Source organism: Serratia bockelmannii, from assembly GCF_008011855.1.
Lineage (GTDB): Bacteria > Pseudomonadota > Gammaproteobacteria > Enterobacterales > Enterobacteriaceae > Serratia > Serratia bockelmannii.
The window spans coordinates 1,258,503-1,274,043 of the sequence record NZ_VOUX01000033.1 but is presented as its reverse complement, the minus strand read 5'-3'; the positions used below and the strand labels follow the sequence as shown (position 1 = coordinate 1,274,043).

The 15,541-nt window shown below is 57.6% G+C and carries 10 protein-coding genes; 4 read left to right on the top strand and 6 right to left on the bottom strand.

What is annotated here, in order from left to right:
• Nucleotides 1–53 precede the first annotated feature (53 nt).
• Together FOT55_RS22525 and FOT55_RS25700 are read left to right on the top strand one after the other, a co-directional pair.
• Nucleotides 54–875: an AraC family transcriptional regulator gene (locus FOT55_RS22525; RefSeq protein WP_060433916.1), complete on the top strand. Its 822-nt coding sequence runs from the start codon at nt 54–56 to the stop codon at nt 873–875.
• A gap of 230 nt (nt 876–1,105) precedes the next feature.
• Complete coding sequence (locus FOT55_RS25700) at nt 1,106–1,258, top strand: Hok/Gef family protein (RefSeq protein ID WP_004935921.1); 153 nt, start codon at nt 1,106–1,108, stop codon at nt 1,256–1,258.
• Between the two features lie 59 nt (nt 1,259–1,317).
• Here the strand turns inward: FOT55_RS25700 and yfaE are convergent, their stop codons facing one another.
• The 4 genes from yfaE to ubiG form a co-directional block, all read right to left on the bottom strand.
• A complete protein-coding gene (gene yfaE, locus FOT55_RS22515; RefSeq protein WP_025303642.1) occupies nt 1,318–1,578 on the bottom strand; it encodes a class I ribonucleotide reductase maintenance protein YfaE in 261 nt (86 codons plus the stop codon).
• A 3-nt stretch (nt 1,579–1,581) separates the two neighbouring features.
• The gene (nrdB, locus tag FOT55_RS22510) at nt 1,582–2,712 is read right to left on the bottom strand and encodes a class Ia ribonucleoside-diphosphate reductase subunit beta (protein WP_019453694.1); all 1,131 of its coding nucleotides are present in this window, start codon (nt 2,710–2,712) and stop codon (nt 1,582–1,584) included.
• 67 nt (nt 2,713–2,779) lie between these two features.
• Nucleotides 2,780–5,068, bottom strand: coding sequence for a class 1a ribonucleoside-diphosphate reductase subunit alpha (gene nrdA, locus FOT55_RS22505; RefSeq protein ID WP_025303641.1), 2,289 nt, complete (start codon nt 5,066–5,068; stop codon nt 2,780–2,782).
• A gap of 438 nt (nt 5,069–5,506) precedes the next feature.
• Nucleotides 5,507–6,232, bottom strand: a complete 726-nt coding sequence (ubiG, locus tag FOT55_RS22500; RefSeq protein ID WP_025303640.1) for a bifunctional 2-polyprenyl-6-hydroxyphenol methylase/3-demethylubiquinol 3-O-methyltransferase UbiG — start codon at nt 6,230–6,232, stop codon at nt 5,507–5,509.
• 212 nt (nt 6,233–6,444) lie between these two features.
• Between ubiG and gyrA the strand changes: the two genes are divergently transcribed.
• Both gyrA and rcsC read left to right on the top strand, forming a co-directional pair.
• On the top strand, nt 6,445–9,087 hold the full coding sequence (gyrA, locus tag FOT55_RS22495) for a DNA topoisomerase (ATP-hydrolyzing) subunit A (RefSeq protein ID WP_147824049.1): 2,643 nt from the start codon (nt 6,445–6,447) through the stop codon (nt 9,085–9,087).
• A 167-nt stretch (nt 9,088–9,254) separates the two neighbouring features.
• The gene (rcsC, locus tag FOT55_RS22490) at nt 9,255–12,116 is read left to right on the top strand and encodes a two-component system sensor histidine kinase RcsC (protein ID WP_025303638.1); all 2,862 of its coding nucleotides are present in this window, start codon (nt 9,255–9,257) and stop codon (nt 12,114–12,116) included.
• Between the two features lie 61 nt (nt 12,117–12,177).
• On the opposite strand, the gene rcsB is transcribed toward rcsC, so the two are convergent.
• Nucleotides 12,178–12,828, bottom strand: coding sequence for a response regulator transcription factor RcsB (rcsB, locus tag FOT55_RS22485; RefSeq protein ID WP_004935900.1), 651 nt, complete (start codon nt 12,826–12,828; stop codon nt 12,178–12,180).
• Nucleotides 12,821–15,523, bottom strand: a complete 2,703-nt coding sequence (gene rcsD / locus FOT55_RS22480; protein ID WP_049207299.1) for a phosphotransferase RcsD — start codon at nt 15,521–15,523, stop codon at nt 12,821–12,823. The genes rcsB and rcsD overlap by 8 nt, the downstream gene beginning before the upstream one ends.
• Nucleotides 15,524–15,541 lie beyond the last annotated feature (18 nt).

Here is a 15,541-nt window from a genome sequence, read left to right as displayed (position 1 = left end):
GGAAAAGGTTGATATAACGGTATCTGGACTAAAAATAGTGATAAGTGGCCAATGTGAACGATAACCCTCACTTCACTGACGCTGACTGCAGCGAATGGCGGGCGGGCCCCTGGCTGATCGCCCTTGGCGGCCGCGACGCGGCAGGCCGGGAGTATCGGTTGGGCACGCGCGAATACGACTGGCATCAGCATGTGCGCGGGCAGTTGCTGTGCGTTGAAAGCGGCTTGTTGCATGTACGCACGGCGCAGGGCGATTGGGTGCTTCCGCCTCAGCGGGCGGGTTGGATCCCACCGGCGACGGAGCACCGGGTGCAGGTCTGCGGCGCACTGAGCGGCTGGAGTTTGCTGCTGGCGCCGGAGGCCTGCCACGATCTGTCGAATGTACCCTGCGTCATCGGCATTAGCGCCGTGCTGCAGGCGCTGGCTCAGCGAGCAGAAGGCTGGGACAAGCGCAGCGCGCTCACCCTGGAGCAGGATCGCATGGCGCAGGTGATGCGGGACGAGATACGTTTGGCGCCGACGGAACCACTGCATTTGCCGATGTCGTCCCATCCGCGCCTGGCCGGCGTTCTGCAGGCCTTGCTGGCGCAGCCGGGGAGCGAGCGTTCGCTGGAGGCGTGGGCTGAATGGGGGGCGATGTCGCCGCGTACCCTGCGGCGGCTGATGATCGGCGAGACGGGGTTGAGTTTTGCACAGTGGCGCCAGCAGGCCCGGTTGTCGTATGCGTTAGCGAAGCTGGCCGAAGGCGAGACGGTGCTGCAGATCGCGGAAACGCTGGGGTATGCCTCGCCGAGCAATTTTATCGCCATGTTTCGTAAAGCCTTTGGCGATTCCCCGGCGCGTTATTTTTCCACATCGGCGGGAAAGGGGCGCTAAGCGAAATACTTTGAGGATAGTTATATATCCCTAATTAATCATAAAGTTATAGGGGATATTCGCGGCGAGGGAATGCTGTTACTCTCTTGACGGGTGCTTGAGACTGTTCGTCTTGGGCATTGTGTGACAAGGCGGATAGATGAAAGCCCCAAACTGACTCTCAATCAGAATGGGGCTGCCCTAACGCCTAGACACCGTTATGGTAGCCCCTTCACAGCAAGGAGGCAAGCATGCGCTTAAGGCATGTGTTTCACTCGCTAACCGTTGTATGTATTACGGTTTTGTTATTTATCTGGATGATAAGAGACTCGCTGTGCGAGCTGAAAATCTACCAGGAAAATATCACTATCCTGATCAGGTTGGCGTGTGAGGTGAAGCGGTAATCATAGGGCGGGGGCAACCCCGCCTTCTGGTCTCCAGGCGCGGTTTCCGGCACCCGACTTTACATTTCCAGCTCGATATCCGTCAGCGGCATGCAGCAGCAGGGCAGGATCTCGCCGGCGTTGATAAACGCCAGCGGCTGCTGGCGGTAGGTCACTTCACCTTTCACCAGCTTCAGGCGGCAGGCACCGCAATAGCCGGATCGGCACTGATACTCCACCTGCACGTCGTGCAGTTCCAGCACGTCGAGCAGACAGTTTTCACTGTTGGGGCAGGAGAGCTGCGTGCCGGCGGCGCGCAGCGTTACGATTGGCGTCGCCATCGCTTACAGTTCGAAGTCGCTCAGGTCGTCGGCGTTGATCTCCGAGTCGATCTGGCCAACCAGGTAGGAGCTCACTTCCACTTCCTGCGGCGCCACCTGCACGTTGTCGGACACCAACCAGGCATTGATCCACGGGATCGGGTTGGAGCGGGTTTCGAACGGCAGACCGAGGCCGACCGCCTGCATGCGGATATTGGTGATGTATTCCACATACTGGCACAGGATGTCTTTGTTCAGGCCGATCATCGAGCCGTCGCGGAACAGGTATTCCGCCCACTCTTTTTCCTGCTGGGCGGCCAGCACGAACAGATCGTAGCACTGCTGCTGACATTCTTCGGCGATCTCCGCCATTTCCGGATCGTCGGCGCCGGAACGCATCAGGTTCAGCATGTGCTGGGTGCCGGTCAGGTGCAGCGCTTCGTCGCGGGCGATCAGCTTGATGATTTTGGCGTTGCCTTCCATCAGTTCGCGCTCGGCGAACGCGAAGGAGCAGGCAAAGCTGACGTAGAAGCGGATCGCTTCCAGCGCGTTCACGCTCATCAGGCACAGGTACAGCTGCTTTTTCAGCGCGCGCAGATTGACGGTGACGGTTTTACCGTTCACCTGGTGGGTGCCTTCACCCAGCAGGTGATAGTAGCTGGTCATCTCGATCAGATCGTCGTAGTAGCCGGAAATGTCTTTCGCGCGCTTCTTGATCTCTTCGTTGGTGACGATGTCGTCGAACACCAGTGCCGGATCGTTGACGATATTGCGGATGATGTGAGTGTAGGAACGGGAGTGGATGGTCTCGGAGAACGACCAGGTTTCCACCCAGGTTTCCAGCTCAGGGATCGAGATCAGCGGCAGCAGGGCGACGTTCGGGCTGCGACCCTGGATGGAATCCAGCAGCGTCTGATACTTCAGGTTGCTGATGAAGATGTGCTTCTCGTGCTCCGGCAGCGCCTGGTAATCGATGCGATCGCGGGAGACGTCAACTTCTTCCGGGCGCCAGAAGAAGGAGAGCTGTTTTTCGATCAGCTTTTCGAAGATTTCATGCTTTTGCTGGTCGAAACGCGCAACGTTTACCGACTGGCCGAAGAACATCGGTTCTTGCAGCTGGTCGTTTTTGGTCTGAGAAAAAGTGGTGTAAGCCATAAGCCTGAATCCATCGTAACGTGGCTAAATGAAGGGGCCGGAAAATTCCGGCCCGCTAGGTCAAACTTTAGATCTTGCAGGCGCCGCTTTCGCAGTCGTCATCGCCGGCCTTGGCAGGCTGCAAATCTTCCTGGGCGTCTTCCGCACCGTCGCGGGTGTTTTGGTAGTACAGCGTTTTCACGCCGAACTTGTAGGTGGTGAGCAGGTCTTTCAACAGCTGCTTCATCGGCACCTTGCCGCCCGGGAAGCGGGTCGGATCGTAGTTGGTGTTGGCCGAGATCGATTGGTCGATGAATTTCTGCATCAGCCCAACCAGCTGCAGATAGCCGTCGTTGCTCGGCATTTCCCACAGCAGCTCGTAGTTGTCTTTCAGACGCTCATACTCCGGCACCACCTGGCGCAGGATGCCGTCTTTCGACGCCTTGATGCTGATGTGGCCGCGCGGCGGCTCGATGCCGTTGGTGGCGTTGGAAATCTGCGAAGAGGTTTCCGATGGCATCAGGGCGGACAGCGTCGAGTTGCGCAGGCCGGTTTCCTGGATCTCTTTACGCAGGGTTTCCCAGTCGTAGTGCAGCGGCTCGCTGCAGATCGCATCCAGGTCTTTCTTGTAGGTGTCGATCGGCAGGATGCCCTGCGAATAAGTGGTTTCGTTGAACCACGGGCAAGCGCCTTGTTCCTGAGCCAGACGGTTGGAGGCTTTCAGCAGGTAGTACTGAATGGCTTCGAACGTTTTGTGGGTCAGGTTGTTGGCGCTGCCGTCGGAATAGCGTACGCCGTTCTTCGCCAGGTAATAAGCGAAGTTGATGACGCCGATGCCCAGGGTGCGGCGACCCATCGCGCCACGGTGCGCAGCCTTGATCGGGTAATCCTGATAATCCAGCAGAGCGTCGAGTGAACGCACCGCCAGGGTCGCCAGCTCTTCCAGGTCGTCCAGGCTGTCGATCGCGCCCAGGTTGAAGGCAGACAGGGTACACAGCGCGATCTCGCCGTTTTCATCGTTGACGTCTTCCAGCGGCTTGGTCGGCAGGGCGATTTCCAAGCACAGGTTGGACTGACGCACCGGCGCGATCTGCGGATCGAACGGGCTGTGGGTGTTGCAGTGGTCGACGTTCTGGATGTAGATACGGCCGGTAGAGGCACGTTCTTGCATCATCAGCGAGAACAGCTCAACCGCTTTCACGCGTTTCTGGCGAATGCTGTCATCTTTCTCGTACTGGGTGTACAGGCGCTCGAATTCGTCCTGATCGGCGAAGAACGCGTCGTACAGCCCCGGCACGTCGGACGGGCTGAACAGGGTGATGTCTTCGCCCTTGATCAGACGCTGGTACATCAGGCGGTTCAACTGCACGCCGTAGTCCATGTGACGCACGCGGTTGCCTTCAACGCCACGGTTGTTTTTCAACACCAGCAGGCTTTCTACTTCCAGGTGCCACATCGGGTAGAACAGCGTTGCCGCGCCACCGCGCACGCCGCCCTGTGAGCAGGATTTGACGGCGGTCTGGAAGTGTTTGTAGAACGGAATGCAGCCGGTATGGAAGGCTTCACCGCCACGGATCGGGCTGCCCAGCGCGCGGATGCGGCCGGCGTTGATGCCGATGCCGGCGCGCTGCGAAACGTATTTCACAATGGCGCTGGAGGTGGCGTTGATGGAGTCCAGGCTGTCGCCGCACTCGATCAGCACGCAGGAGCTGAACTGGCGGGTTGGGGTGCGCACGCCGGACATGATCGGCGTAGGCAGCGAAATCTTGAAGGTGGAAATCGCATCGTAGAAACGTTTGACGTAGTCCAGACGGGTTTCACGCGGGTAGTTGGAGAACAGGCACGCAGACACCAGCAAATACAGGAACTGGGCGCTTTCGTAGATTTCGCCGCTGACGCGGTTCTGCACCAGGTATTTGCCTTCCAACTGCTTGACGGCGGCATAAGAGAAGTTCATGTCGCGCCAATGATCGATAAAGGAATCCATCTGCTCGAACTCTTCAGCGCTGTAGTCTTCCAGCAGATGCTTATCGTATTTGCCCATCTCGACCATGCGAGTGACGTGGGCGTGCAGCTTCGGTGGCTCAAACTGGCCGTAAGCCTTTTTACGCAGGTGGAAGATCGCCAGGCGAGCGGCCAGGTACTGATAGTCCGGCGCATCGCGGGAGATCAGGTCAGCTGCGGCCTTGATGATGGTTTCGTGAATGTCGGCGGTTTTGATGCCGTCATAAAACTGAATGTGTGAACGCAACTCTACTTGAGAAACCGAGACGTTGTGTAATCCCTCAGCGGCCCAATCGATGACCCGGTGGATTTTGTCGAGATTGATGCGCTCTTTACGGCCATCGCGTTTAGTTACAAGCAGACTTTGGTTCATGTGGTGTTTTACCTGTCCGTATGGTGCCCCTAAGCAGAAGTGTAGTCGCTCTGCTCAGTATGTAAACACTATATATAGGGGTTGTATGTCGGTGAGGTAACAAGATAGTGAGAAAAAACGGCGTTTGCAAGTGAACAAAACCGGCCTAATTTGTGGATAACTTGGGGGTGAAATGCCACTTGCCGTTCGCAGTGCGCGCCGTGACTGGCGCGACAAGCTTGTCAATAAGCACGATCAGATTTTACTGAAAAACTGAAAAAACCGATCGTTTGGCGCTTTATTAAACGTTAGAAAAAAACGGCATATTGATCTGATTTAATATTCTAAAAAACTGTCTACAACCGCTATTTTGATCGAAGTCGCGGAAATTAGGTATTTTTCCTAATACCGCGTTGGCGCCGCCCCCCGGTAATGCAGGGCCGGCGCGGTTTACCGTGCTTAACCTTCGTGCTGGGTGTGCACCATGTAGTTCACGTCAACGTTGCGCCCAAGCTTGAAATGATCGGTGATCGGGTTGTAATGCAGGCCGATCATGTGCTTTTCGCGCAGCGGCGTGCCGTCGACCCAGCCGATCAGTTCGGACGGGCGAATAAACTTCTTATGATCGTGGGTGCCCTGCGGCACCATCTTCAGTACGTACTCGGCGCCGATCACCGCCATCAGCCAGGCTTTGGTATTGCGGTTAATAGTGGAAAAGAACACGTGACCGCCCGGTTTCACCAGATGGGCGCAGGCGCGCACCACCGAGGCCGGATCGGGCACGTGCTCCAGCATCTCCATACAGGTGACCACGTCGTAGCGCTGCGGATTGGCCTGAGCGTGGCTTTCTACGGTTTCCTGCACATAGGTGACGTCCATGCCGCTTTCCAACGCGTGCAGCCGGGCGACCTGCAGCGGCTCTGCGCCCATGTCCAGGCCGGTCACTTTGGCGCCTTCGCGCGCCATGCTTTCCGCCAGAATGCCCCCGCCGCAGCCCACGTCGAGCACCTGCTTGTCAAAGATGCCGCCGGCGCGCTGCATGATGTAGTTCAGGCGCAGCGGGTTGATGCGGTGCAGCGGTTTGAACTCGCCTTCCAGATCCCACCAGCGGGAGGCGACAGCCTCGAACTTGGCGATTTCCTGGTGGTCAACGTTTTGCACTCGGCTGGATGATTCTGCGTTCATGGGCGGGTCTGGCTCCTTGTTCTCGTTGCGCGGATTATACATGTTCCGGCGCGGCATCGTCTGCGCCGATGCGTTTTTAGCGCACTTATCTGCACAATTTCCGTGAAACAGCGGCGGTTATTTTCCCGTAAAGCGTGCTTTGTGATATAGTTTTACACCTTTGCCACTATGGCAGCGGGCAGATGAATCATTAGTAGAGGGATAGCAGCTCCATGAGCGACCTTGCCAGAGAAATCACACCGGTAAACATCGAAGACGAGTTGAAAAACTCGTATCTGGACTATGCGATGTCCGTTATTGTCGGACGTGCGCTGCCAGATGTTCGTGATGGACTGAAGCCGGTTCACCGCCGCGTTCTGTACGCGATGAGCGTATTGGGTAACGACTGGAATAAACCATACAAGAAATCGGCCCGTGTCGTCGGGGACGTGATCGGTAAATATCACCCGCACGGTGACAGCGCGGTTTACGACACTATCGTGCGTATGGCTCAGCCGTTTTCACTGCGCTACATGCTGGTGGACGGTCAGGGTAACTTCGGTTCCGTCGACGGCGACTCCGCCGCGGCGATGCGTTATACCGAAGTGCGCATGTCCAAAATTGCTCACGAACTGTTGGCGGATCTGGAAAAAGAAACCGTCGACTTCGTGCCTAACTATGATGGCACCGAGCAGATCCCGGCCGTCATGCCGACCAAGATCCCGAACCTGCTGGTCAACGGCTCATCGGGCATCGCCGTGGGCATGGCCACCAATATCCCGCCGCACAACCTGGCGGAAGTCGTCAACGGCTGCCTGGCCTATATCGACGATGAAAACATCAGCATCGAAGGGCTGATGGAACATATTCCGGGGCCAGACTTCCCGACGGCGGCGATCATCAACGGCCGCCGCGGTATTGAAGAGGCCTACCGCACCGGGCGCGGCAAAATCTACCTGCGCGCGCGCGCGGAAGTGGAAGCCGACGCCAAGACCGGGCGCGAAACCATCATCGTTCACGAGATCCCGTATCAGGTGAACAAGGCGCGTCTGATCGAGAAGATCGCCGAGCTGGTCAAAGAAAAACGCGTGGAAGGCATCAGCGCGCTGCGTGACGAGTCCGATAAAGACGGCATGCGCATCGTCATCGAAGTCAAACGCGATGCGGTCGGCGAAGTGGTGCTGAATAACCTGTATGCGCTGACACAACTGCAGGTCACCTTCGGCATCAACATGGTTGCGCTGCATCAGGGGCAGCCTAAACTGCTGAACCTGAAAGACATCCTCGAAGCCTTCGTGCGCCACCGCCGCGAAGTGGTCACCCGCCGCACCATCTTCGAACTGCGCAAAGCCCGCGATCGCGCCCATATCCTGGAAGCGCTGGCTATCGCGCTCGCCAACATCGATCCAATCATCGAACTGATTCGCCGTGCGCCGACCCCGGCGGAAGCGAAAGTCGCGCTGGTAGCTCAGCCGTGGGATCTGGGCAACGTCAGCGCCATGTTGGAACGCGCCGGTGACGACGCCGCCCGCCCTGAGTGGCTGGAGCCGGAGTTCGGCATCCGCGACGGCAAGTACTACCTGACCGAGCAGCAGGCTCAGGCGATTCTGGATCTGCGTCTGCAGAAACTGACCGGCCTGGAGCACGAAAAGCTGCTGGAAGAATATAAAGAGCTGCTCAACTTCATCGCCGAGCTGATCTTTATTCTGGAAAGCCCAGAGCGCCTGATGGAAGTGATCCGCGAAGAGCTGGTGGCGGTCAAAGAGCTGTACAACGACGGCCGTCGCACCGAGATCACCGCCAATACTTCCGACATCAACATCGAAGACCTGATCAACCAGGAAGACGTGGTGGTGACCCTGTCTCACCAGGGCTACGTGAAGTATCAGCCGCTGTCCGACTATGAAGCCCAGCGCCGCGGCGGCAAAGGCAAGTCCGCCGCGCGTATTAAAGAAGAAGACTTTATCGATCGCCTGCTGGTGGCCAACACCCACGATACGATCCTGTGCTTCTCCAGCCGTGGCCGCCTGTACTGGATGAAGGTGTACCAACTGCCTGAAGCCAGCCGTGGCGCGCGCGGTCGTCCAATCGTCAACCTGCTGCCGCTGGAAGCCGATGAGCGTATCACCGCCATCCTGCCGGTACGCGAGTATGAAGAAGGGCGCCACGTGTTCATGGCCACCGCCAGCGGTACCGTGAAGAAAACCGCGCTGACCGAGTTCAGCCGTCCGCGCAGCGCCGGCATCATCGCCGTCAACCTCAACGAGGGCGACGAGCTGATCGGTGTCGATCTGACCGACGGCAGCAACGAAGTGATGCTGTTCTCCGCCAACGGTAAAGTGGTGCGCTTCCCGGAAGCGCAGGTGCGTTCGATGGGCCGTACCGCGACCGGCGTGCGCGGCATCAACCTCGGCGAAGGCGACAGCGTGATCTCACTGATCGTGCCGCGCGGCGAAGGCGACATTCTGACCGTCACGCAAAACGGCTTCGGTAAACGTACCGCCGTGACCGAGTATCCGACCAAGTCACGCGCCACCCAAGGGGTTATCTCCATCAAGGTGAGCGAGCGTAATGGCCAGGTGGTTGGCGCCGTGCAGGTGGAAACCAGCGATCAGATCATGATGATCACCGATGCCGGCACGCTGGTGCGCACCCGTGTTTCGGAAGTCAGCGTGGTGGGCCGTAACACCCAGGGCGTGACGCTGATCCGCACGGCGGAAGACGAAAACGTTGTCGGTCTGCAGCGCGTGGCCGAACCGGTGGAAGACGAAGAGCTGGATAGCCTGGAACCGGGCGAGGAAGCGGTGGAAGAAGACACCACGCCGCTGGACGATGGCGACGACGCGGCTGAGCCGATGGACGACGACAACGTTTAAAGCAAGGTGAGGGCGTCGGCATGCCGACACCGTAATGCACTGAGACAAAAGGGCCTGGCAGCGATGCTAGGCCCTTTTTCAGTTATATGGTTTAATTGGCGCACCGAGCCGCCGGCCGCCGTGCCGGCGATAGCGTGCGCCGCCACTGACTTTCGTATGGTATCCGATTGAAATACTTAGCCTCTTTTCGAACTACGCTGAAGATATCCCGCTATCTGTTCCGGGTGCTGGCGATTTTGCTGTGGTCGTTGGGAGCGCTGCTCACCACCTTTTATATTCTGAATATCCTGCATCAGAAAGAATCGGACATCCGGCAGGAGTACAACCTCAATTTCGACCAGGCACAGGGCTATATCCGCCATTCCGCCGACATCATCCGCGACATCAAGTATATGGCGGAGAACCGCCTCAACGGGTCGGTCAGCAGCCTGGACATGTTCAGCGGTGTGTTTCCCGGCAAGGGCAGCCCGCCGCAATTCTTTCCGCTGTACCCGGAGTCCAACTGTGCGCTGAGCACCACCTACCGCAGTTCGCTCGATTCACTGAGCGGCCTGATCCAGTATTGGAAAGAGAACTTCGTAGCGGCCTACGATCTCAACCGGGTGTTCTTCATCGGCGGCGACAGCCTGTGTATGGCAGAATTCGGCGGCGGCAATGCGAGTGCCAATCGGGAAAATGTGCTGAAGTCACTGCACGAGCGCATTCTGAAATACCGCAACGCCAAGAATCAGGACAAAGACAACAACCTGTATTGGATCAGCCCCAGCGCGCAGCGGCCGGACGTCGGTTATCTGTATGTACTGACGCCGATCTATATCGGCAACAAGCTGGAGGCGTTGTTGGGCATCGAACAAACCGTTCGGTTGGAGGATTTCGTTACCGCCGGCAACCTGCCGATCGGCGTCACGCTGCTGGATGAGAACAACGAGCCGGTGCTGCGTCTGGCGGACGGCGATCGTTATGCCGCCTCACTTAACAGCTATCCCGTAGAGCACGCGTACTTCGGCTATGTCGACAATTACCGCGACCTGATTCTGAAGAAAGCGCTGCCACCTTCTTCGCTGAGCATCGTCTATGCACTGCCGGTGAAAAGCGTGGTGGAACGCTTCAAAATGCTGATCCTCAACGCGCTGTTGCTGAACCTGTTGTCAGCCATCGTGCTGTTCACGCTGGCGTGGCTGTTTGAGCGCAAGATGTTCCTGCCGGCGGAGGACAACGCGTTTCGCCTGGAAGAGCACGAGCAGTTCAACCGCAAGATCGTCGCCTCGGCGCCGGTGGGTATCTGTATCCTGCGCATCAGCGACGGTACCAATATCCTGAGTAACGAACTGGCGCATAACTACATCAACCTGTTGACCCACGAAGATCGCGATCGCATTACGCGTATCATTTGCGAACAGCAGGCGAATTTCGTCGATGTGATGACCAGCAACAACAACAACCTGCAGATCAGCTTTGTTCACTCGCGCTACCGTAACGAAGAGGTGGCGATTTGCGTGCTGGTGGACGTCAGCGCGCGCGTGAAGATGGAAGAGTCGTTGCAGGAGATGGCGGCGGCGGCGGAGCAGGCCAGCCAGTCCAAATCGATGTTCCTGGCTACCGTCAGCCATGAGCTGCGCACGCCGCTGTACGGCATTATCGGCAACCTCGATCTGCTGCAAACCAAGGCGTTGCCGCAAGGGGTCGATCGGCTGGTCAATGCGATGAACAACTCTTCCGGCCTGCTGCTGAAAATCATCAGCGATATTCTCGACTTCTCCAAAATCGAGTCCGAGCAGCTGAAGATCGAACCGCGCGAGTTCTCCTGCCTGGAGGTGATCACCCATATCGCCGGCAACTATTTGCCGCTGGTGGTCAAGAAACGTCTGGGGCTGTACTGCTTTATCGAACAGAACGTGCCGGAGCGCATCTTCGGCGATCCGGTGCGGTTACAGCAGGTGCTCTCCAATTTGGTGAACAACGCCATCAAGTTCACCGATACCGGCTGTATCGTGCTGCAGGTCTGCACCCGCGGCAGCTACCTGGAGTTCAGCGTGCGCGATACCGGCGTCGGTATTCCGGAGAAAGAGGTCTCGCGCCTGTTCGACCCGTTCTTCCAGGTGGGGACCGGTGTTCAGCGCCACTTCCAGGGAACCGGTTTGGGGCTGGCGATCTGCGAAAAATTGGTCAACCTGATGGACGGCGATGTCTCTGTCGAGTCCGAACCGGGGTTGGGCAGCTTGTTCAGCATTCGCATTCCGCTGTTCAACGCCCAGTTCCCGATCCCGCAGGCCAGCGATACCTGGCAGGGCCGGCGGCTGTGGCTGGATATCCGCAATCAGCGGCTGGAAAGCTACCTGATGGCGATCCTGGGCGGTTACGGCGCCGATATCCAACGCTATGACGGGCAGGAGACCGCTGCCGGTGAGGTGCTGCTCAGCGATTACCCGCTGATGCTGGACACGCCGCTGCTGGCTCAGATCCAATTCTCCACCGAGCATATCGGCCCGTCGCAGGAAACCCGGCCAGGCTATTGGATGCACAGCACCTCCACGCCGCGTGAAACGTTGACCTTGCTCAACCGGTTGTTTGGCGTCGGCGGCGGCGCGGCAGAGGGGCTGGTGCAGCTGCCGGTGCCCGCCAAGGCCAGCGCGGCGGACAACGGCGATATTCATCTGCTGGTGGTCGACGATCATCCGATCAACCGTCGCCTGTTGTCCGATCAGCTGGGATCGCTGGGGTATCAGGTGGTGACCGCCAACGACGGCGTCGACGCGCTCGGCGTACTGAAACAGCATCACGTCGATATTGTGCTGACCGACGTCAATATGCCGAACATGGACGGTTATCGCCTGACGCAGGAACTGCGACAGATGCAGTTCAGCGCACCGGTAATCGGCGTGACGGCGAACGCGCTGGCGGAAGAGAAGCAGCGCTGTCTCGAGGCGGGCATGGATAATTGCCTGTCGAAACCGGTTACGCTGGAGACGCTGGAACAGACGCTGGCTTACTACAGTCAACAGGTGCGCTACAGCCGCAGCGAGGCTTGAAAAACAAACAGGCACGGCGGATGCCGTGCCTGTTTGTTTTTCACCTGCCGTGAGGCGGGCTTTAGTCTTTGTCCAACGGCGTCATGCTGACGGACGAGAGATAGTTGAGCAGGGCGATGTCGTTCTCGACGCCCAGCTTCATCATTGCCGATTTTTTCTGGCTGCTGATGGTTTTGATGCTGCGGTTGAGCTTCTTAGCGATTTCGGTCACCAGGAAACCTTCGGCGAACAGACGCAGCACTTCGCTTTCTTTCGGCGACAGGCGTTTGTCGCCATAGCCGCTGGCGCTGATTTTTTCCAGCAGTTTAGAGACGCTTTCCGGCGTGAACTTCTTGCCTTTCTGCAGGGCGGCCAGCGCCTTCGGCAGATCGGTCGGCGCGCCTTGTTTCAGCACGATGCCTTCGATATCCAGATCCAATACCGCGCTCAGGATCGCCGGGTTGTTGTTCATGGTCAGCACGATGATCGACAACTGCGGATAGTGACGCTTGATGTACTTAATCAGCGTGATGCCGTCGCCATACTTGTCACCCGGCATCGACAGATCGGTGATCAGCACGTTGGCGTCCAGCTTGGACAGATTGTTGATCAGTGCGGTTGAGTCTTCGAACTCCCCAACGACATTCACCCATTCAATTTGCTCAAGTGACTTCCGGATGCCAAACAGTACGATAGGATGGTCATCAGCAATAATTACGTTCAGGTTATTCATGTTGTTGGCTACCTTGCTTCAGCAGTCTGCTGACGAAAAAATCAATCTGACTGATGTTATTCTCGATCTCGGGCGCATCACCTTCTGCGATGCGCTGTTCTAACGATTCGCACAGCTGCTTGCCGGGAAGCAGATTTAACATGGCAAACACGCCTTTCAGGCGGTGTGCGGTTTGTGACAGCGCATTGAAATCACTGCTGCCCGCCTCAGTATACAGTTTTTTGACATCGTCGGGTACTGTATCGACAAACAGCCCATAGTAATCACTTGATTTCAATTGTTTTTCATAGAGTTGGATATCTTCTGAACTCAATGAAAGCGGGCTTTCTTCCTGTTCCAGCGCGGCCATTTGCTGTTCGATCAGCATCAGCACGGCGTCGATTAATGCGCCGTTCAGGTTGTAGTTCACCCGAATGTAGCGTTTATCCAGCGCTTGCCAACCCGGCTCATCGGTCGCCAGCAGCAGGGTGTAGTCATCGGCCCGCTGCGGGTTATCCGTCAGCAGCACGTCATAATCGCGATTGACCGCGCGATCTTCGGCGACGAGACAGTCGGCACCGTAGGCCTGCAACAGGCGGGTCACGATGCCGCGCACTTCATCCGACGTGACGTCCAGCAGGGCGGTGACGCCGTCGAGCAGCTTTTCCTGCTCCTGCGGTTCTTTTTTCTCCATCTCCATGGCGACGCGAATGGTGTAGCGAGTGCCGATATCCACCTTGCTGCGAATGTCCAACTGGCCGTTGAGCTTCTTGCACAGCTGATTGCACAGGAAGAAGGTGAGGCCGGAACCGTGGTTGAAGCGGTCCACCAGCGTCTGGCTGAGGAACGGATAGTTGAGGTTGCTGATCTCTTCGTTGGAGATGCCGGAGCCGGTGTCGTTGATTTGGAAAATCAGGCGGTCAGGGTGCTCGGGCTCATGGTCGATGACCAGAGAAATCTTGCCGCAGGCGGTAGTGATAATGGCGTAATGCACCAGCAGCGAGATCACCTTGCGCAGCGCGTTGGCGTCGCCGATATAGTTCTGCTCGACGTCCAGCTGGAAATGCTTGAACAGCGCCAGCCCCTTTTGATTGAGGGCTGGCAGGGCCTCCAGCAATAACTCGTCGATCAGCGCCGTTGGGTTGAACGGCTCGCGTGTGGGTTGCCAGTCCTGGGTTTCCAGCCGGGTCAGGAGGGTGATGTTATCGATCAACTCCAGTACCGAAGCCGACGCCGTCGTCAGCTGGCCCAGCAGCGCCTGCTGTTGTTCCTCATCCGGCCGGTTGTGCAGGCGGTCGACCAGATCGTGCATCTGACGTACCGGCTGATTCAGCTCGATGCCCAGATTGTGCAGCATCAGTTTGCGCGCCTGAACGTTTTTGTCGTATTCGCGCCGCGCCTGCTGCAGCCGCTTGTTCACCATCACCTCTTTATCCTGATCGTTCATCAGGAACAGGTAGGTGTCCGGTGAGAGCTGGCTGCGGAAAATGCGAATTTCATACACCTCGTTGTTGACCGTCGCCTGGATCACTCCGTGATGCTGTTCGGCCATATGGGCGATCTTTTGCAGGCTGAGATGCGGCAGCAGGTGTTCGGCGATTTTGTTGCTGGCGATCACCGTATTGTTGGCGAAGCTGTAGACCAGCAGGCCGGAGGGCAGGCTGGAGACGATCTCCCGATTCAGCGCGCGCTCGGCCTCCAGTTCCACTGCCATGTTTTCGCTCGGGCGAATGTACTGGCGGCGGATAAAGTAGATGCTCAGCATCGACAGCGCCAGCAGCAGCAAGTTGACTGCGATCAGCCAGATGTTGTTGCGCAGCAGATCGATGGCCAGATTGATAGCCGAAACGCGATACACCACCTTCAGCGGCGCATTGGGCAGGGCGGCGCTGAACTCCACCCAGCCCCCGCTCATCGTTGCATGGGTACCGAGGACGGTTTCCGACGGGATGGTGCTGTCGTCGAGATCGACATCATCCGGCAGCAGCAGGAAATTGGCGCGGGCCAGATTGGCCGGAATGATGTCGTTGATCGGCAAATCAAAGGCGATCACCGTCGCCAGATGCCCCGGCTGATTAAAGGTGGTGCGAATCGAAAACGAATAGGCGTTCTGGAAGCGTTGCTTGCGCAGATCGGAAAAGCTCTCGCGTTCGTCGAGCATATTGGCCTGCTGCAGCATCTCGGCGCGGCGTTCGTCCGCCGAGGTGGTCAGGTAGCTTTCCCGAAAGCGCGAAGCCAGCTCTTTGAGCGGCTGGGTAGTGATCAGGCTGAGGCTGTTGTCCTGACCATTGAGGTAATACATGGCGTAGTTCTCGGTCTTGGCGCCCCAGCGGGTATCCAGGTAGTCCGAGATGTTGGCGATCATCGCCAGCGTGTTCTCGTCATGGCTGCCGAAGATCACCGCGTCGGTTTTCTTGTGCGGTTTCTCGACATAATAGACGTCGGGCCGCAGACGGGTTTCCTGCAAACCGGGATCGACATTCTGCGCCGGCGCATTGCCGAATTTGTCATAGACCTGATAGGTCATATAGCGGTAGGTATCGATACGCTTTTGCAGCGAACCGGCGATGCTATTGAGCGTGTACTTCTTTTCCGCCAGCCAGGCATTGGTGTAGTTGTAGCCATACAGACCGATGCCGATCGTCAGCAGCACGATAAACAGCAGGAAGCAGCGGGTAATGTTGCTGGAGCTGATGGTCAGTTGTTTATTTTGCATAGTGGCTGCGCATTCCTG